Annotated in this window: 19 protein-coding genes and 1 riboswitch; of the genes, 11 read left to right on the top strand and 8 right to left on the bottom strand. The window is 64.6% G+C overall.

Annotation, left to right across the window (positions count from 1 at the left end; translation table 11 throughout):
* The first annotated feature begins 54 nt into the window (after positions 1 to 54).
* Genes AC1DC5_RS08595 through AC1DC5_RS08575 form a run of 5 tightly spaced genes read left to right on the top strand, consistent with a single transcriptional unit; the run spans position 55 to position 4,471 of the window.
* Positions 55 to 1,365 (top strand): alpha-hydroxy acid oxidase, encoded by a 1,311-nt coding sequence (locus tag AC1DC5_RS08595; RefSeq protein WP_476864851.1) that lies wholly within the window; start codon positions 55 to 57, stop codon positions 1,363 to 1,365.
* Positions 1,365 to 2,312 carry an ABC transporter substrate-binding protein gene (locus tag AC1DC5_RS08590; RefSeq protein ID WP_476864850.1) on the top strand — a complete coding sequence of 316 codons (948 nt, stop codon included), beginning with the start codon at positions 1,365 to 1,367 and terminating at the stop codon, positions 2,310 to 2,312. The genes AC1DC5_RS08595 and AC1DC5_RS08590 overlap by 1 nt, the downstream gene beginning before the upstream one ends.
* A gap of 12 nt (positions 2,313 to 2,324) precedes the next feature.
* Positions 2,325 to 3,272, top strand: a complete 948-nt coding sequence (locus tag AC1DC5_RS08585; protein WP_476864849.1) for an amino acid ABC transporter permease — start codon at positions 2,325 to 2,327, stop codon at positions 3,270 to 3,272.
* Positions 3,272 to 4,036, top strand: a complete 765-nt coding sequence (locus AC1DC5_RS08580; protein ID WP_476864996.1) for an amino acid ABC transporter ATP-binding protein — start codon at positions 3,272 to 3,274, stop codon at positions 4,034 to 4,036. The genes AC1DC5_RS08585 and AC1DC5_RS08580 overlap by 1 nt, the downstream gene beginning before the upstream one ends.
* A 54-nt stretch (positions 4,037 to 4,090) precedes the next feature.
* Complete coding sequence (locus AC1DC5_RS08575) at positions 4,091 to 4,471, top strand: RidA family protein (protein WP_476864848.1); 381 nt, start codon at positions 4,091 to 4,093, stop codon at positions 4,469 to 4,471.
* A gap of 62 nt (positions 4,472 to 4,533) precedes the next feature.
* On the opposite strand, the gene fmdA is transcribed toward AC1DC5_RS08575, so the two are convergent.
* From fmdA to AC1DC5_RS08560, 3 genes are all read right to left on the bottom strand, one after another.
* Positions 4,534 to 5,790 (bottom strand): formamidase, encoded by a 1,257-nt coding sequence (gene fmdA / locus AC1DC5_RS08570; protein WP_476864847.1) that lies wholly within the window; start codon positions 5,788 to 5,790, stop codon positions 4,534 to 4,536.
* A gap of 35 nt (positions 5,791 to 5,825) precedes the next feature.
* On the bottom strand, positions 5,826 to 6,113 hold the full coding sequence (locus AC1DC5_RS08565) for an FmdB family zinc ribbon protein (RefSeq protein ID WP_476864846.1): 288 nt from the start codon (positions 6,111 to 6,113) through the stop codon (positions 5,826 to 5,828).
* 235 nt (positions 6,114 to 6,348) lie between these two features.
* Positions 6,349 to 7,863, bottom strand: a complete 1,515-nt coding sequence (locus AC1DC5_RS08560; protein ID WP_476864845.1) for a M1 family metallopeptidase — start codon at positions 7,861 to 7,863, stop codon at positions 6,349 to 6,351.
* A gap of 229 nt (positions 7,864 to 8,092) precedes the next feature.
* Here AC1DC5_RS08560 and AC1DC5_RS08555 point away from each other — a divergent pair, with 229 nt between their 5' ends.
* Positions 8,093 to 8,605, top strand: a complete 513-nt coding sequence (locus AC1DC5_RS08555; RefSeq protein ID WP_476864844.1) for a mycothiol transferase — start codon at positions 8,093 to 8,095, stop codon at positions 8,603 to 8,605.
* Here the strand turns inward: AC1DC5_RS08555 and AC1DC5_RS08550 are convergent.
* From AC1DC5_RS08550 to AC1DC5_RS08540, 3 genes are all read right to left on the bottom strand, one after another.
* Positions 8,602 to 9,144 carry a hypothetical protein gene (locus tag AC1DC5_RS08550; RefSeq protein ID WP_476864843.1) on the bottom strand — a complete coding sequence of 181 codons (543 nt, stop codon included), beginning with the start codon at positions 9,142 to 9,144 and terminating at the stop codon, positions 8,602 to 8,604. The genes AC1DC5_RS08555 and AC1DC5_RS08550 overlap by 4 nt on opposite strands.
* Positions 9,145 to 9,146: 2 nt before the next feature.
* The gene (locus AC1DC5_RS08545; protein WP_476864842.1) at positions 9,147 to 9,704 is read right to left on the bottom strand and encodes a hypothetical protein; all 558 of its coding nucleotides are present in this window, start codon (positions 9,702 to 9,704) and stop codon (positions 9,147 to 9,149) included.
* A 132-nt stretch (positions 9,705 to 9,836) separates the two neighbouring features.
* The gene (locus AC1DC5_RS08540) at positions 9,837 to 12,017 is read right to left on the bottom strand and encodes a transglycosylase domain-containing protein (RefSeq protein WP_476864995.1); all 2,181 of its coding nucleotides are present in this window, start codon (positions 12,015 to 12,017) and stop codon (positions 9,837 to 9,839) included.
* Between the two features lie 307 nt (positions 12,018 to 12,324).
* Here AC1DC5_RS08540 and AC1DC5_RS08535 point away from each other — a divergent pair, with 307 nt between their 5' ends.
* From AC1DC5_RS08535 to AC1DC5_RS08525, 3 genes are all read left to right on the top strand, one after another.
* On the top strand, positions 12,325 to 12,783 hold the full coding sequence (locus AC1DC5_RS08535) for a universal stress protein (protein WP_476864841.1): 459 nt from the start codon (positions 12,325 to 12,327) through the stop codon (positions 12,781 to 12,783).
* 224 nt (positions 12,784 to 13,007) lie between these two features.
* Positions 13,008 to 13,328 carry a GYD domain-containing protein gene (locus tag AC1DC5_RS08530; protein WP_476864840.1) on the top strand — a complete coding sequence of 107 codons (321 nt, stop codon included), beginning with the start codon at positions 13,008 to 13,010 and terminating at the stop codon, positions 13,326 to 13,328.
* Positions 13,329 to 13,450: 122 nt separating this feature from the next.
* A complete protein-coding gene (locus tag AC1DC5_RS08525) occupies positions 13,451 to 13,957 on the top strand; it encodes a DNA alkylation repair protein (RefSeq protein ID WP_476864839.1) in 507 nt (168 codons plus the stop codon).
* A 17-nt stretch (positions 13,958 to 13,974) separates the two neighbouring features.
* Here the strand turns inward: AC1DC5_RS08525 and AC1DC5_RS08520 are convergent, their stop codons facing one another.
* Entirely contained in the window at positions 13,975 to 14,244 is a 270-nt protein-coding gene (locus AC1DC5_RS08520; protein ID WP_476864838.1) for a hypothetical protein, read from the bottom strand.
* 200 nt (positions 14,245 to 14,444) lie between these two features.
* A riboswitch (cyclic di-AMP (ydaO/yuaA leader) is annotated at positions 14,445 to 14,615 on the top strand.
* Positions 14,616 to 14,620: 5 nt separating this feature from the next.
* Here AC1DC5_RS08520 and AC1DC5_RS08515 point away from each other — a divergent pair.
* Positions 14,621 to 15,346, top strand: a complete 726-nt coding sequence (locus AC1DC5_RS08515) for an NlpC/P60 family protein (RefSeq protein ID WP_441404262.1) — start codon at positions 14,621 to 14,623, stop codon at positions 15,344 to 15,346.
* A gap of 58 nt (positions 15,347 to 15,404) precedes the next feature.
* Here the strand turns inward: AC1DC5_RS08515 and AC1DC5_RS08510 are convergent, their stop codons facing one another.
* Positions 15,405 to 15,992: a dihydrofolate reductase family protein gene (locus tag AC1DC5_RS08510; protein WP_476864837.1), complete on the bottom strand. Its 588-nt coding sequence runs from the start codon at positions 15,990 to 15,992 to the stop codon at positions 15,405 to 15,407.
* Between the two features lie 319 nt (positions 15,993 to 16,311).
* On the opposite strand from AC1DC5_RS08510, the gene AC1DC5_RS08505 reads away from it, so the two are divergent.
* Positions 16,312 to 17,355, top strand: coding sequence for a serine hydrolase (locus tag AC1DC5_RS08505; protein ID WP_476864836.1), 1,044 nt, complete (start codon positions 16,312 to 16,314; stop codon positions 17,353 to 17,355).
* Position 17,356: the final 1 nt, after the last annotated feature.

Genomic DNA, 17,356 nt, shown 5'->3' with positions numbered 1-17,356 from the left:
ACCATTGGGGAAGGAATCGACAGGCGTTCCAGCAAGAACCAGAGGATACGGCGAATGAAATTCAAAGATATCAAGGCACTGACCGCAGGGCAGGGACCGGCCCGGTCCGCCTCCGAGCGTTTGTCCCGGCGCTGCCACAGCGTCGAGGACATGCGGCTACTGGCCGCGAAACGCCTGCCCGAAAGCGTCTTCGAATACATCGAGGGCGGAGGGGAGGACGAGGTTTCCCTGCGACGCAACCGGTCATCGTTCGACGACTGGACGTTCCTTCCCAGGTGGGGGTCGGTGGCGAACCATAGCCTCAGCTCAACGCTCCTGGGCGGCCCGGTCGCAATGCCACTGACGCTTTCCCCCACGGGTGGCACAAGGCTCTTTCACCCCGACGGCGAGACCGCCGTCGCCCGGGCCGCGCTCGAAGCTGGCATCCCGTACGGGCTGGCACATCTGAGTACCACCACCATGGAGGCCGTCAGCGCCGCGGCGCCAGGGCTTCGGCGGTGGTTCAACCTCGAGCCCATTGCCGACAAGGTCCTCCTGCAGGCTGTCCTGGACCGGATCTCGAATGCCGGTTACGAGGCCCTCCTGGTCAACGTCGACTGCCGGGCCATCGGCCACAGGGAACGCGACTATCGCAACGGATTCACCGCGCCGCCGTCGATCAAGCCCAGGACCGTTATCGAAGGGGCACTCCACCCCCGGTGGGCGCTGGGGTTCCTTGCCAACGATGCGATCGCCTTCCCGAACCTGGACGCCGAGATTCCCGACGGCCCGCTCTCCAGTACTCCTGACATGTGGCGGACGCTGCTGGCGGGCTCGTACGAACCGACGGACTGGGACGACATCAAGGACCTCAGGGCACGGTGGAACGGTCCCATCATCCTGAAGGGAATCGTCAACCCCCGCGACGCCGTCACTGCGGCCGATATCGGCATCGATGCCATCCAGGTCAGCAACCACGGCGGCCGCCAGCTGGACCACATGGCCTCACCCCTGGATGTGCTCCCCGACATTGTGGACAAGACAGCCGGCCGGATCGAAATTATCGTCGACGGCGGCATCCGCCGGGGATCCGACATTGTCAAGGCTCTCGCCCTCGGCGCCGATGCCTGTTCCATCGGCCGGCCGTACCTCTACGGTCTGGCGGCCGCGAGCCAGGCCGGCGTCGCCCACGTCCTGAAAATGTTCGCTGCGGATATGACACGCACCATGATGCTCCTCGGGGTAACCACGGTCGAGGAACTGCGTGGTGAGGGCCGTGAGCTGATCCGGCACCGCAACGAAGTCTTTACCCGCACGCTTCCCACCGAAATCCCCTCTGCCCAATTTCCCGCCCAGCTGGCCTACTCCGATCTGAGGACTCCCTGATGAAAATCGCCCAAGCAGCTTCCATGAAGCGCAGTCGACGCGGCGTCCCCGCCGTCATGGCCACGGCCGCACTCCTGCTCGCGGCCACCGCCTGCGCGCCAAGCACGGCCTCCGCACCGTCGACGCCGTCGGGAGACTCCGCCGGGAACGGCACCGGGGTCCCCGCCCTCGCGGTCAACGATGCCGCAGCACAATTGCTCCCGGAACCGATCAGGTCAACAAAGGTCCTGCGCGTTGCGATTCCCACCAACGAGCCGCCGACGCAGTTCTATCGTGAAGGAACCCAGGATATGACGGGGACCAACCCCGATATTGCCCGGCTGCTCGGCGAGGCCTTGGGCGTGAAGGTGGAGATCCAGGTGGCCAATTTCGACTCCATCATCCCGGGGATCGCCGCGGGCCGGTACGACATGACTGTTTCCTCGATGACCCCGACGAAAAAGCGCATGGAGGTCCTGGATTTCGTGGACTACATGCAGATGGGCAATTCCATTGCGGTGGCCAAAGGGAACCCGCAGGGGATCGCCGACCAACACGCCCTGTGCGGCAGGAAGTTGGGCCTCCTGACCGGGTCCTACCAGCTCACGGTGAACGTCCCCGAGTACGACGAGGCATGCACTGCGGCCGGCAAGGACACCATCCAGAGAAGCGAGTTCCAGGACACCCGACAGGCAATCTCCGCCCTCACCAGCGGGCGGCTGGACGCAGTGCTGGCGGATTCGCCGATCCTGAACTTCGCGGCCACGCAGAACCTCCAGATCGAGATCGCTTCAAAGTATGACTTCACGCCGGTCGGCGTTGGTATGCCCAAAGACTCCGGGCTGGTGAAATCCGTCTCCGCTGCGCTCTCCGGCGTCATCAAGAGTGACTCCTACCTCAAGGTGCTGGGCAAGTACGGCCTCGAATCCAGCGCCATCACCGACGCCCGCGTCAATTTCGCCCAATAGGAGGTGGCAACGATGCAGCAACAACACTCGCTCCCCGACACACGCTTGAACACGTCGGCTGCGCCGGGCGAATCCATCCCGGTGGTGCCGCTCAGGCACCCGGCCAGGCTGGCGATCGCCGTTGTCCTGATCTTGCTCGCGGTTGGCGCCGCCTGGGACGTGGCCGTGAACCAGCGGTACCACTGGGACGTCGTCGTCTCCTATCTTTTCGCCCCGCAGATCATCGCCGGGGCCGGGCTGACCGTCCTTCTTACCGTGGTGTCGATGGCCGTCGGTATCGCGCTGGGCACGGTCCTGGCGGTGATGCGGCTTTCGGCAAACCCGATCCTGAGCACTATCAGCCGGGGCTATATCTGGTTCTTCCGCGGCACACCCCTGCTGGTGCAGCTGATCTTCTGGTACAACATTGCGGCCCTGTACCCGGTGATTGCTTTCGGTCTTCCCTTTGGCGGTCCTTCTTTGGTCCTCGGATCGGCCAACGTCCTGATCTCCCCGCTTGCTGCAGCGCTGCTGGGACTGTCCCTTAACGAGGCCGCCTACATGGCCGAGATCATCCGGGGCGGCATCGGATCCGTGGACAAGGGCCAGTACGACGCGGGCCGGGCTCTGGGGATGAACAGCGGCAAGCTCATGCGCCGGGTCATCCTTCCGCAGGCCATGCGGGTGGTCCTGCCGCCGACCGGCAACCAGGTCATTTCCATGCTCAAGGGCACGTCCCTGGTCAGCGTCCTCGCGATCTCGGATCTGCTCTATTCGGCCCAGATCATCTACGCCAACAACTACCAGACGATCCCGCTGCTCATCGTCGCCAGCCTCTGGTACCTGCTGATGACAACCATCCTGAGCTTCTTCCAAACCAAACTCGAACGACGCTACGGCCGCGGCTTCGACGTTGCGCCGCGACCGGCCCGCCGTGCGAAAAACCAGCGAAAGTCCCAGCCAAAGACAAGGACAGCATGATGAACACCGCGATGGTGGAGGCCCAGGGAGTCCGCAAGAGCTTCGGCTCGACGGAAATCCTCAAGGGCATAGATCTGAGGATCGAACGGGGGTCGGTGACCTGCCTGATCGGCCCGTCCGGTTCCGGGAAGACGACCTTTCTGCGGTGCATCAACCACCTGGAGAAGGTCGACGCCGGACGCCTGTACGTGGACGAACACCTCGTCGGCTATTCGGAGCGCAACGGACGGCTCTACGAAATGAGGGAACGGCAGACAGCGCGTTCCCGGCTGACGGCGGGGATGGTCTTCCAGCGTTTCAACCTCTTTCCCCACATGACCGTGCTGGAGAACATCGTGGAAGCACCCGTCCACGTGCTCGGCCGGCCCCGGAACGAAGTCACCGCAGAGGCGCAGACGCTTTTGGACCGCGTCGGACTTGGCAATCGGGGACACTCCTACCCCCGGGAACTCTCCGGCGGGCAGCAACAGCGGATCGCGATCGCACGGGCGCTGGCCATGAAACCTAAGCTCATGCTCTTCGACGAACCCACGTCCGCGCTCGATCCGGAGCTCGTCGGCGAGGTCCTCGACGTCATGAAATCCCTGGCCGAGGCCGGGATGACGATGGTGGTGGTCACCCACGAACTCGGCTTCGCCCGCCAGGTCAGCGACCAGGTCGTTTTTATGGACCAGGGCGTGGTTGTCGAAAGTGGAGCCCCCGCGGACGTCCTCGGTTCACCGCGGCACGAACGCACCCAGGCCTTTCTTTCAAAGGTCCTCTAGAAGATCATCAAACAGGCAGGCGGCATCGCCTGCCACCAGAAAGGAACAAGCCCAATGGCTCGACAGCAGGTAACCACAGACCTCGCCCCCAGCCCGGCCGGCCCCTACTCCCAGGGCATCGCCGCCAACGGATTCCTCTTTACAGCGGGCCAGACACCCCACGACCCCGTCACCGGCCACACTGTCGGGACCACCATCGAGGAGCAGACAGTCCAGACGATGAAAAATCTGGCAGCCGTCCTGGCCGCGCACGGACTGGACTTCTCCCACGTCGTCAAAGCCACGGTGCACCTGCATCACCCCGGCCGGGACTTCGCAGGGTTCAACGCCAGCTACGAAGAGTTCGTGGAAGCCCCCTACCCGGCACGAACCACCGTGGGTTCGTTCTTGGGTGACTTCCTCGTAGAAATCGACGCCGTCGCTGCCATGCCCTGACGACCCGAGGAACGCCGAGCGCCTCCCGGCACGCTCGTCCAGCGGAATTGCCGGGCGGGCGCCTACCTGTTGCTTGCCTTCGGCACTCCCATGCCTGGGTCGATTTTGTGGGGTCCGCTCGCGGAGGGCCGTACATCGAAGTCGAAGACGGCTGTCGGAATGTAGACCGTGGAACAGGAGTTCGGGATGTCCACCACCCCGGACAGGCGCCCCTCGATGGGGACGGCGCCGAGGATGACGTACGCCTGCTCCCTGCTGTAGCCGAATTTGCTGAGGTAGTCGATGGCGTGGAGGCACGCCCGCTGGTAGGAAAGGTGCGAGTCGAGGTAGCGTTGTTCGCCGTCCAGGGTCACCGAGGTGCCGGAGAACGCCAGCCATTGGCTGAACTGGGGGTCGACGTTGCCGGGCATAAAGATGGCGTTTTCGCTCACCCCGTAGGTTTCCATTCCACCTTTGATGATCTCGACCCTGAGGTCTATGAAGCCGCCCATCTCGATCGCCCCGCAGAAGGTGATCTCGCCGTCGCCCTGCGAGAAATGCAGGTCGCCCATGGACAGATTGGCTCCGTCGACGAACACGGGGTAGAAAATGCGGGTGCCCTTGGACATGTTCTTAATGTCCTGGTTGCCGCCGTTTTCCCGTGGAGGGGCGGTCCTGGCGGCTTCCGCGGCGACCCGGTCGAATTCCGACGGCGGAAGGTGCCCCAGCACCGCATGTTCGGCCTCGGGCGGCAGGGCCAGGGGAGGGACCCTGTTCGGGTTCGTGGCGATCAGGTCCCCTTCGCGCTTGTTCCATTTCGCGAGCAGTTGCGCCGAGGGGGCTGTTCCCATCAGACCGGGGTGGATCAGCCCGGTGAAGGAGACGCCCGGCACGTGCCGGGATGTCGCGGTTTGTCCGGTGAAGTCCCAGATGGCTTTGTAGGCGTCGGGAAACTGTTCGGTGAGGAAACCGCCGCCGTTGCTGGTCGCGAAAATGCCGGTGTAGCCCCAGCCCTGTCCGGCGAGTGGTCCGGAATCTTCCTGGGGAATGGGGCCGACGTCCAGGATGTCGACCACCAGCAGGTCGCCGGGTTTGGCGCCCTCAACGGCGAAGGGGCCGCTGAGTTTATGGACTGTCAGCAGCGGGGCGTTAAGGACGTCCTCGGCGGAGTCGTCATTCACGATCGCGCCGTCGAACCACTCCCGGCAGTCCACGCGGAAGGATTCACCAGGTTTGATGGTTGCCACGGGGGGAATTTCAGGGTGCCACCGGTTGTGCCCGATCTTCTCCTGATCTTCGAACCTCTTGCTGGAGTCCAAGGTGAATTTCTTGGCTGGCATTTCATCTCCTTTGACTGGCGCCGCTTAGGTACTCGCTAGGGTCGCGGCAGCATCCGGTGGAACGGGTTGGATGAATACGGCTGGACACGGCGCGGGCTTCCGGGGATCCGGGAAATCACGATCTCGGGTTCGGCCGCGCTGCGGTTGGTGGAGTCAATGAGCCGGAAGGCGGGCGATCCCGTCCTGGAAAGGTGCGGGGCGCTGATGACCCGGCGGGATGGTTCCCCGCAGGCGGGGCAGGGCGGGGCGTCCGGGGCCCGCCCGATTGGGTGCGATTCCTCGAAGTGTGTGCCGTCGGGGCAGCGGTACTGATAGGTGGCCATTGACCAGGTCCTCTCTTGTCCACGAACCAGAACGTGCCGAATACCGGATGGGTGACCAAGGGGATCTGCAGGACCTCGATCACGCGGGCGGAGCAGGAAAACGCGAGGCGGGCAGATTGGAGCTGTACGCAGCTCCGGAACCAAGATGTCCTGTCAGAATAGACCCGGCCCGGGAACATGATCAGGGGCTTTGGGCCCTTCCCCGGGCCGGCTCCGGACGGCGGTCCGCTAAGGCCTAAGGCATCGCAGGGCGGTCCCCTTCACGCAGCCAATCGTCGAAGAACCTGTCGAGCTGCCGGCCCGAAGCCTTTTCCATGACCGCCTCGAAGTCCGCTGTCGTCGCCGTCGAGTCTTTGTGCCTGGTGAGCCACAACCGGGCGCCCGCGAGGAACGCCTTGTCTCCGATCTTTGCCCGCAAGGCGTAGAGAGCCGCGGCTCCGCGGAGATAGACCTGGCCGGCGAACAGGTTGTCACGGCCCGGGTCGGCAATGTTTAGCGCCCAGCGGTTTTCCGCATCGAGGTAATCGACAGCGTCCGAGAACTGCCGCGGCATCGTCGCCACGCCCTGGTGCTCGGCCCACAGCCATTCGAGGTAGGTGGCCCAGCCCTCGTTCAGCCAGATGTCCCGCCAGTCGGAGGGGCTCACGCTGTTGCCGAACCATTGGTGCCCCAGTTCGTGCAGTACCGTGTACTCCCTCGCGATTCCCGAGTAGACCGGCCGCGTCTGCGTCTCCAGCGCGTACTCGACCGTGTCGTCGTCGACAATCGCACCGAACGCTTCGAACGGGTACCGCCCGAACTGGTCCTCCAGGAACGCGATCATCTTCGGCTGCAAGGCGAGTGACGCCGTCGTCTCCGCCAATTCCGCGCCCGTCACGCCGGCGTCGATTGCGTTGATGATCGGCAGCCCGCGCGGGCCCTTGTAGTAGGACAGGGCAAAGTCGCCGACGCTCGCCGTCGATAGGTAGCTGGCCATCGGGTCTGATGCTTTCCAGGTCCACGTCGTCCATCCGGCCTTCGTCGCCGGACGGCCGGAAGGCAGGCCGTTGGCCACGGCCGTCTTGCCTTCCGGCACCGTGATGCGGAACGTGTAGGTTGCCTTGTCTTCCGGGTCGTCGTTGACCGGATACCAGGTCGCAGCGCCCTCGGGCTCGTTGACGACCATGGCGCCGTCGGCAGTGGTGACCCAGCCGTACAGGGCCCCGGTGGTGTCGAGCGGCCGGCCGGTGGTCCCGCCGTACTCGATGACGATCGTCGTCTTTTGTCCGGCCTTTAGCTTCGGTTGTAGCCCGATGGTGAGTTCCCAGATGCGGTTCGCGTCGTCCTGCTTCTGGGACCATTCGGCGCTGTCTCCGCCTTGCGACTGCCCTTGCTTCGCCGCCTTCCCGTCGACCCGGACCAATGTGACGTTGAGCCCCCGCAGGTCGAAATTGAGGGACTTCAGGTCCTGCTTCGCCCGAAGGGTGACGGTGGCGACGCCGGTGAGGCGGCCTTCGAGCACCCCGGGATCCGCCGGCGGGGCGTAGCGGAGGGCGAGGTCATAATTCAGAACGTCGTAGCCGCCGTTGCCGGCATAGGGAAAGTACGCGTCGCCGCTGCCGGGCGCGCCCGCCACGTAGCCGGCACCGTCGTTCTTGGGGGCGGCCTGCGCCGTGCCGCTCACCGCACCGACCCCGGCTGCCGCCAGCACGACGGCGATCGCCGTTCGGCGCAGGCGGCCGTTCCTTAGATGGCTTCGGTTTTCGATCATCTGCCGGTCCTCTCACGCAGGGGGACGTCCAAGGTAGATCTGGACCATAGCCCTCCAGCGGTATCGAGCGGAAGAGGTCCCTCAAGCTGGAGGGAAATAGTCCGGGAGCCGGCGGCATCAGTTTCCACCCTGGAGTGGAGGGTGACCTTGCCGGGACACCTTGCGTGGCGGGGGACCGGTCCCCGTGCAACTATGGGGACTCACCGACAATGCACCGTGAGGGGGCTCGATGAAATCCAACGAACTGCTGCTGGACGCCTTTGGCCGGATCCGTGAGACCGTGGCGCGAACTCTTGAAGGGGCGGACGGCGAGACCCTGGTCCGTCGGCCTGCAGGGAACGGAAACTCGATGGCATGGCTGATCTGGCACCTCAGCCGGGTCGAGGATGCGCAACTCTCTTCCGTTGCCGGCCTGGAACAGGTCTGGACCTCGCAGGGATTCGCCGGACGCTTTGATCTTCCGCTGTCTGAACGCGACACGGGTTACGGCCACACAAGTGGCCAGGTCGACGCCGTGAAGGCCGAGCCGGAGCTGTTGCTCGAGTATTACGACGCCGTTCACCGTCAGACGGTGGCGTTCCTGACGGACCTTGGCGACGACGACCTTGACCGCATCGTCGATAGGCGCTGGGATCCTCCCGTCACGCTAGGGGTGCGGCTGGTCAGCACCATTGCCGATTGCCTGCAGCACGTCGGGCAGGCCGGATATGCCAGGGGCTTGAACTCCGCGCCCCAAGCCTAGGAAGCGGTGGCACCGCCGCGGCCTGCATCCATTGCGGCAGCAACCAGGCGATCAAAACTTTCGGTCCCGTTTTCCGGCGGGACCACGGTGAAGACAGCAAGCCATTTCTCGGGGGCGTTGTTGTCCAGTGATCCCATCCGCTCGACGTGCAGGTTCAACCCGGGCACCCCGTTGACGAGGAGCTGCCGGCGCTCGCCGCTCTTGACCATGCGCTGAAATTCCTTGACCGACAATTGGTCGCCAGGGGTGGTTGTCACCTCGGCAATGGTGTCGTTGACCCGTTTGGTCAGCCCGACCATGAATGTCCTCCGGCCCTTGACGGTGGGAACGGTGAGCAGGGCGGCGAAGAAACCTGTAAACAACACGACGGCACCGAAATTCCTGAGGCCGGGTATGAACATCATGAGGACGAGGCACAGGATGAGGCCGAAGACGCAGAACAGCAGGAACTTGATCACGGGACTTTCGCCGGGCTTCCGCGACCACCGCACAAGAGCGACGGTGTTATTGCGGGGCGGATCGACCGGTGAATTTTCCATGATTAGTACCCCTTCAATTCCATCAGCGCTTCGGCCAGGATGACTGCCTCGCGTGCTTCCCTAAGATCGCTCAGCAGCCCCATATCCGGGTGGGCCGAGACGGCAACGGCAGAGCCGGCGAGTGCAGAAAAGATGCTGCTCAGCTTTTCCCGGTCCTGTGACAGCATGCGGGACGAGTTCAGTTTCAGCCGGCTCAGCTCAAGGTCCAGCAGCGACTTGTCGATGGCCTCGCGACGACCGTGCATCACCGCCAACTTGTCCTGGACGCGCTGGACCCGGCCGCGAAGCATCGATTCCATCTTTACTGCCACGTCGTGGAGTTCGCTCAGCGCGGTGAGTGACTGCGGCGGCCCGGAGTGCCCGGCGAGCTGCTCGCCGACGTGGCGGCGCCGTCGTTCCCACTTCCGGACGGCGGATTCGTAAGGTCCCAAGAGCAATGAGACGGCTGCCAGCGCCCTGTCCAGCGCTCCGGCCCGTGTGCTCAGGCTCGTGGTGGCGGCGTCCAGCCTCGACAGGAAGGCGTCGTAATTGTCTGGAGGCTGGGCGCTAGAGGTATCCACGGGCCGCTCGCACGAAATGGCGCGATTCCCCTCGCCGGAACTTGCCCCCAACTCTCATGGCAAGAGAATAGAGGCTTCGGGCCTCGCGGCATAGGGTGCGGGCCGGAATCACGGCCTTCACCAACCGCAGGGTCATCGCTTCCTGCTCGCGGGCTCCGGCTGCTTCTTTGTCATGGATTCCGGCGGCGGGGGGAAAGACTTGGCAGGGTAGAGTCCTGCCACCTCGAGCATGTAGTTCGCCCACTGCGGACCGGCGAGCATGTAACCGTCAATGCCCCTGTAGAACTTGCCGTTGATGGTGACGTTCTGGCCGGGCCGCTTCTGGCCTTCCAGGGTGTCTCCGAAGAAGGATGCGGTGGCCATGCCAGAGGTGTAGCCGACCACCCACGTGGCGCCGTTGTTGTTGGAGGTGCCGGTCTTCGCCGCCACTGGGAACTGGCTTTGGACCTTGGGCTTGATATAGACGCCGGACCCGCGTTTCAGCACGTCCTGGAGGACGGAGTTCACGCCGCGGGCAACGTCGGGCTTGACGGCATTCCGGCAGTCACTGGTCTCCGCCGGGAACTTCCGCCCCGCGGGGTCGGTCACCTCCACAATGGCGATCGGGGCGCAGTACTCGCCGTCGTTGGCGAACGTGGCGAACGCATTGGCAAGGTGGAGCGGCGCTACTCCAATGGCACCCAACAGGTTGCCCAGCTGGTGCATGTTGATCTGGGCGTTGTCCAAACCGCTGTGGAGTCCGACGGTGTCGACCATCTTCTGGATGTTGCAGAAATCCAGCTGGGCGGCCTCCGCGAAAGTTGCCGTGTTGATGGAGTTGTAGAGCCCGTAGTCAACGGGCATGCGGCGGTAGTAACCCTCGTCGTTGTTCTGGAGGTCGTCCGTGGCGTCGAGTCCGGCCTTTTTCTCCTTGGTGCTGTAGGCGCCGCGCACCTTTCCGCAGCTGGATTTCCAAGGAAAATCGAGCGGATACGTCCTCTTGGAGGCGTCCACCATGGCCGTCAGGGTCTTCCCCGAGTTGAGCCATTCCGCGAATGTGAACGGTTTCATGGTGGATCCGGGCTGGAATCCGCCGGCGCCGTTCAGGTCATTGCCGTCCGCGTCCTTGGAATCGACGTTGAAGTTGAGCTGGGTATCAAATTTTCCGGGGTCGGGGAGGAACACGGTGTTCTGCGCCATCGCGAGGATTTTGCCCGTGCCGGGCACGACGGAGACCAGCGCCGCACCCCATTTGTCCGGGTTGGTCCCGGCTGTGGCGTCCACCTGCGCCTGCGCGGCCAGCTGCAGCCTGCTGTCCAGGGTGGTGGTGATGGTGAGGCCTCCGCGGTACAGCTTCCGCTGCCGGGTGGCGAGGTCGACGCCGTAAGCCGGATTGTTGAGGATGAGGTGTGAAACGTAGTCGCAGAAGTAGGGTGCAATTTCCGCGCCGGCGCAGCCCTGCCGGCCCGGCGTGATCTTAAGGTCGACGCCGGTGGCGATGGCGGCGTCGTAGTCGGCTTGGACGATCATCCTCTGGCTGAGCATCTTGGCCAGGACCTCGTCGCGGCGCCGGAGGGAGTTGTCCGGATAGACGGAGGGGTCGTAGAAGCTGGGGCTGTTCACCAGGCCGGCGAGCAGGGCGGCCTGCGGGAGGGTGAGTTCCTTCGCTGTGGTGCTGTAGAAGTAGCGCGCCGCGGCCTCAATGCCGTAGGCGTCCCGGTTGAAGAACACGATGTTGAGGTAGCCCTCGAGGATCTGATCCTTGCTGTAATTTTTCTCCAGTTCGATGGCCAGCTTGATCTCGCGGATCTTGTCCCCGACGGTCTTCTGGCCCCCGCGGATAACCTCGTCGCCGCGGTCCGCCGACACGAGGGACTCGGTGACGACGTTGGCGACGTACTGCTGGGTCAGCGTGGACGCGCCCTGCCGGCCGCCACCGGTGAGATTGGAGGACAGCGCCCGCAGTATCCCTTGGGGATCTACGCCGGCATGTTCGTAGAAGCGCCGGTCCTCGACGGCGATGATCGCATCCTTGATGTACGGGGACATTTCGGCCAGGCTGACCCGCACACGGTTTTCTGCGTAGAAATTGGCGATCAGTTTCCCGTCCGCACTCAGCACTTTGGTTGACTGCGACGGCGGATCAACCGTCAGCCCCGAGGGGAGCTGGTTGAAGAACTTGATTGAGTTGCTGCCGGCAACTCCGGCGGCGGCAACACCGGGGACCACCAGGCCGGCAACCAGGACGCCGCAGAGCGCGCTCACTGTGAAGTAGCCGAGAATTGCCCAGAGAGCCACGGCGAGACGAGATCGGGTTCGTCTTCTCAGCTCCATCTTTCCCCCACTTGTCACGCTCGAAATATGTGGTCAGAAATGCCCCGCTTCACCCCTGTCCGGATCGATTCAGATCCCGGAGCGCCTCACCGCCGTCGTCGGCTGTGGCGTTCCGCCCGGTGCCGCAGTAATCCCATGTCCATAACATAGGACCGCCTGCCCGGCCGGCGCCACACCCTGACCGGATGAACCAGGCAGAACACACGGAGAACCCGTGTTCTCCGTGGTGATGCCTTGACACTGACTTTGGCCCACGCAGAAACTGAAAGGTCCAGGCTGCTCAGTGAAGCTAGGGAATGGAAAGACAATGGCCGGTACAGATTCGTTCGTGATTGTGGTTGGTTTTGACGGTTCCGAGAATTCTCAGAATGCGCTGACGTGGGCTGTGGATGAGGCCCGGCAGCGCAACGGCCAGATCCGTCTGGTCACGGCCTGGAGCAAGCCCCCGCTTGCCTGGTATGCGGCGGTCCTGGAAACGGCCGCCGGCGAAATCGTGGCAGAGGATTCCCCGCAAGGAATCGCGGAAACCCTGCAGGCCGACGCCCTAAAAAGGGCCGAGGACGCGGGAGTCGAAGCCACCGGGCAGGTCGTTCACAACGATTCACCGGCAGCAGCAGTAGTCGACGCCGCCAAGGATGCGGATCTGGTGGTGGTCGGCTTCCGCGGGCACGGCGGATTTCCCGGCCTGCACCTGGGCTCGGTCGCCACCCAGATCATCAGCCACGCACCGTGTCCGGTTCTCGTCGTCCGGCCCAAAGCCGCCTGAGGCGCGGACCGTCGTCGTCCGCAGTCGCTTGTGCCACCGGGAGCCCGGGCGCACAATGGCCTGCCTGCCGGGGGAGTCTTCAACAACCGTTGAAAGGGTGCGGGGGAGCGCCTACGATGTGGCCACAACCCCATTCTGGGGACCAACTCCGGGACCCGCCGTCAAAGTGGCTTTGACACACTTTGCCTTGCCCGAGTCCTGGATATGACAGGACGGGAAGGGTCATGACTAAGTATCTGTTCGAAGCGAATTACGTGGGCGACGGCATCAAAGGTCTCATGCGCGAAGGGGGAACGAAGCGCCGTGACGCGCTGGTCGATGCCCTCAAATCCGTGGGCGGATCGCTCGAATGCTTCTACTACGCCTTCGGGGAGAGGGACGTACTGGGGGTCTTCGAGGTCCCGTTGCCGTCCGATGCCGCCGCGCTTTCGCTTCTTATCAACTCATCGGGCTCTGTGAACGTGCGCCTGAAGCCGCTCCTGACGCCGGAGGATCTGGACGACGCGGCCAAGAAGACGCCCACGTACCGGGCACCGGGTCAGTAGGGCACCGGGCCTGGCCGACACCGGACTTCGCTGCCCCGCGGTTACGGGGTAGACAGGGCACGACGGCGTCGGGCCACTTGGGTGCTGGGCCTCCCCGCCGCAGGATGCGAAACAATGGCCCCATGAGTGATGCCGGCGACTTCATTGACCTTGCGCTCCAGCGCGAGTCGTCGTGGGGCCGGGCCGAGGAGTCCGAGGCCAGGCACGGAAGTGGCCACCGGTACTACGGCGCATCCGTCGGAGCCGTGCGCGGAACTGTCCGCGATGCCCTCCGGCGCTATCCGGACCTCACTCACGATGACATCACGGCGCTTAGCTCCGAGCTGTGGCAGGTGCCGGTCTTCGAACGCCGCCTCGCCGCCGTCGTCCTCCTGCAATCGAGCGTCCGGCTGCTGACCAACACAGACCTGACGCGGATCGAAGGCTTCGTCCGGAGCGCACAGCTAAGCGCCCTGGTGGATCCGCTCGCCACCGACGTCGTCGGCCCCCTGATGGCGGGTCTCGACGTCGTCGGCAGGGTCCGCGCGGACAGCGTTCTGGACCGCTGGGGGAGGGATCCTGACGGCTGGCTGCGCCGCGCCGCCGAGATGGCTAGACCCGGCCGGAACCTGACTTCTGACGGCCCGTAACGCCCGGGGAAATCTCCCTAGCTTCCCGGCCGGCGCTCCACCACGGCGTAGGCCTTTTCATCGAAGAACTCCCAGTCGGTGACCACCATGAAACCCAACGCGTCCACGCGGTCGTTGAGGACGTGGACATCGAAGCCGCCGTCACGGGGCTCAGCGTCCCAGGTGGAGACGAGGACCTCCCCGTTTTCCAGTACCAGCAGCTCGGTGTTGACGTTGAAGTCCTCCGGCGGTTCATTGCTCAGCTGGCAGATGGCAACGCAGTGCGTGTTGACGTCGGGATTGTTCATTTGGGGCCTCCGCTTCTGGGAACCGTGATGCCAATATCCTATTCCCGAATCGGCGTCTGGCGTGGGGAAAGACCGCCCGCAACCCCTTTCCGCCGTTACCTCAATGTGACATGCCGTGATCATTCCGTTACCGTTGTTAGGTGCCTGTTGTTTCCGAGACGGGCTCTCCCCAGCCGATTGCCTAACTCTGCCGCGGCCGTGGGGATAACTCGCAGCAACGTCCGGCAGAGACGGGGAAACCACTATTGACCCACTGTTAGTCAGGGGTCTTGGGGTGAAGCCGCACGGCCCGCAATGATCGGGCCCGAGTGCGGCCGGGTGCCTCCCATCCGAATCCGACAGCTCACCTCGCAGGCATTGGGAGAGGCTCCTTTTAATGATTTCCAGCAATACCCATGCGCCCAAGCGCGCCGATCTTCGCAGCAAACGCCGTACCGCCGGGACCATCGGCCGCCAGGCCGCAGTTCTCGTCGCCGCTTCCGGAATGGTGCTTAGCGGCGCCATGGCCGCCAACGCAGCCGATGCGCCGGCCAAGCGCGACGCCGCCCCGGCGTCGTCCGTTGACGTCAAGGGCCAGGTCGGCGCACCGGTCATGGCGGACTCCGCTGTCCAGATTACTTTCGAGCGCCCCGCCGTTGAAACAGCACCGGCGCCCGTGGTCGAGGCCCCCAAGCCCGCGGCCGCTCCGAAGGCCCCGGCAGCACCGGCCGCCGCAGCTCCTGCCGCTAAGGCGACGGTGAAGGTCCAGTCGGCCCCCGCCCCCGCCGCTGCCCCGGCAGCCGGTGGAGTCAACGCCACACTGCTGTCCATGGCATACGGCCAGATCGGCATCACCCAGGACTGCACCGCCATGGTGGAGAAGGCCCTGAACGCTGCCGGCATCCCGGTCGGCGACATCGGCCCGACGGCCTTCCTGAAGTACGGCCAGGTCGTCTCCACTCCGCAGCCCGGCGACATCATCGTCCAGTCCGGCCACGTTGCCATCTACGCCGGCAACGGCCAGGCAATCAGCGGCGGCATGAACGGCGTCAACGCCACCATGGCGCACCCGCTGTCCTGGCTGACGGCCACCGGTCCCGTGACGTTCGTCCGCGCCGGCTAAGCAGTACCGCTAACAGCACGCAGGAGACCGGTCGATCGGGTGCCTTGGGGGCAGCGGATCACCGGTCTTTTGCGTGTCCGCCATCCGGCTCGGCCGCGTACCGCAGCAGAATTACGCCGTTCCCGAAGGTGCGGCTCTCCAGCAGCCGGAGCGAAGTCAGGGCATCCGTCTCCTTGAAGAGGGGCGTCCCGCGTCCAACCAGAACCGGATGGACGTAGATCCGGTACTCGTCGATCAGGCCGAGCCGTCTGAACGCCGCCGAGAGGGTTGCGCCGCCGAGTGCGAGGTCGCCGCCGGGCTGGTCCTTGAGTTTCATGACGTCCTCGACGACGACGTCGCGCACCACCTCGGTATTCCAGCCCGCCTTCGCAAGGGTCCTGGAGTAGACGATCTTGGGCATGTCCCGCCAGATTCCGGCGAACTCGCTCTCGGGGGCTGAGTTCGAGGGGTCCTGGTCCGCCGTCGGCCAGTACTCGGCCATCATCTCGTAGGTGACCCGGCCGTCCAGAAAGCCGCCCATCGTCCGCAGCAAGTCGTTGAAGTGGGTGTGCAGTTCCTCATCGACCCGATGCCAGCTCAGGTCCTGGTCCGGGCCCTCGATGAATCCGTCCAGGGACACTTGCATCATCAGAATGACCTTGCGCATCGCGGACTCCTTCAGTGGGCTTCAGGGGTTCCAGCGTACGACGCCGGGCGCGGAGGCGGCATGGGGATACTGCCCGACGCCGGGCGGCAGCATACTGCCGGATTGGCCATCTCTGGGTCGGACGCGGGGCAAATGGCATCGGCTGACACACACGCCCTGCGGGCGCCGAACCTTGCGCTCAGGCCGTGCCCGGGGCAGAATGCATTAGATTTAGAGCCGCACCGCGGTTCCTTTCGTTCGAAGGAAGAGTATGCCGGCGAACCTGCCTGTGGCGTTTGCGGACTTTGCGCCGCCACCGATGTGCCGGCGGTGAGGCCCGGTGGATTCCTGGGGGCCCGGCCGGCATTACAGCAGCGGCCGACACACACATGAGACCACCGAGGGTGCGGGGCCGCGTGCGCTCCGGCGCCTTGGCGGAATCCGCCCGCAGTTCCTGATCATGCTGGTGACGGTCCTCGCCCTGGTGTCGGCCGTGAGCGTTTACGCCACCGTCCAGTCCCGGGTAGCGGTCGACGCCGTCGTTCCGCAGGCAGCGACCGAATCCGCCACTGCGGGTGCCGCCGGAGGGGCCGACGCACGGTCGGTCACCGGCGGGGCGCCGTCGGCAGCGACTCCGTCACCGACTGCTTCGACGCCGGCCCCGACGCCCGCCGCCGTCGTTCCTCCCAAGAGCCTCATCGGACCGGCGCTCGACGCGGAAATTAACGCGATCATCCAGGCCAACAGCGCCTACCGGGTCGGCGTGGCCCTGATCGATCTCAGCGACGGCGAGGTCCACGAGTACGGGGAGAAGACCAAGTTCGTGGCCGCCAGTACCGGGAAAGTCCTCGCCGCCGAGGCCTACTACCATCTGGTGGAAACCGGTAAGGCGTCGCTGACGGCCCGGATGGGGTCGTCCACCGCGGGCCAGCAGATCCGGCAGATGATTCAGCAAAGCAACAACGAATCGTGGGCGCTGATCCTTGCCGCCGTCGGCCACAAGGGACTGACCGACTACGCGGCCTCGCTGGGCATCCCCTATGACCGGACGGTAAACGGCCTGACTCCGGCAGAGATGGCGAAGACCCTCTCCGGGCTGTACAGCGGCCGGCTGCTCAACGCCGCGAACACCGCCCAGTTGCTGTCCTACATGCAGAACACCAATTACGAGACGATGATCCCGGCCGCCGCACCCCCGGGGATAAACGTCTTCCATAAGTACGGTCTGCTCAACGGCAATCTCCACGACGCGAGCATTCTGGTGCAGGGGGAGCGGGCCGTCGTGTTTGTGGTCTACACCCTGGGCCGGGACATGTCGGACATGGCGGCACGGACCCGTGTCATCCAGCAGCTCACCGGCAAGGTCGCCGCCGGGGTCTTTTGAC

It is taken from the genome of Arthrobacter sp. 10L424 (assembly GCF_056395325.1).
Note: the sequence above shows the minus strand (reverse complement) of the source record. Positions and strands in the feature narration are given on the sequence as shown.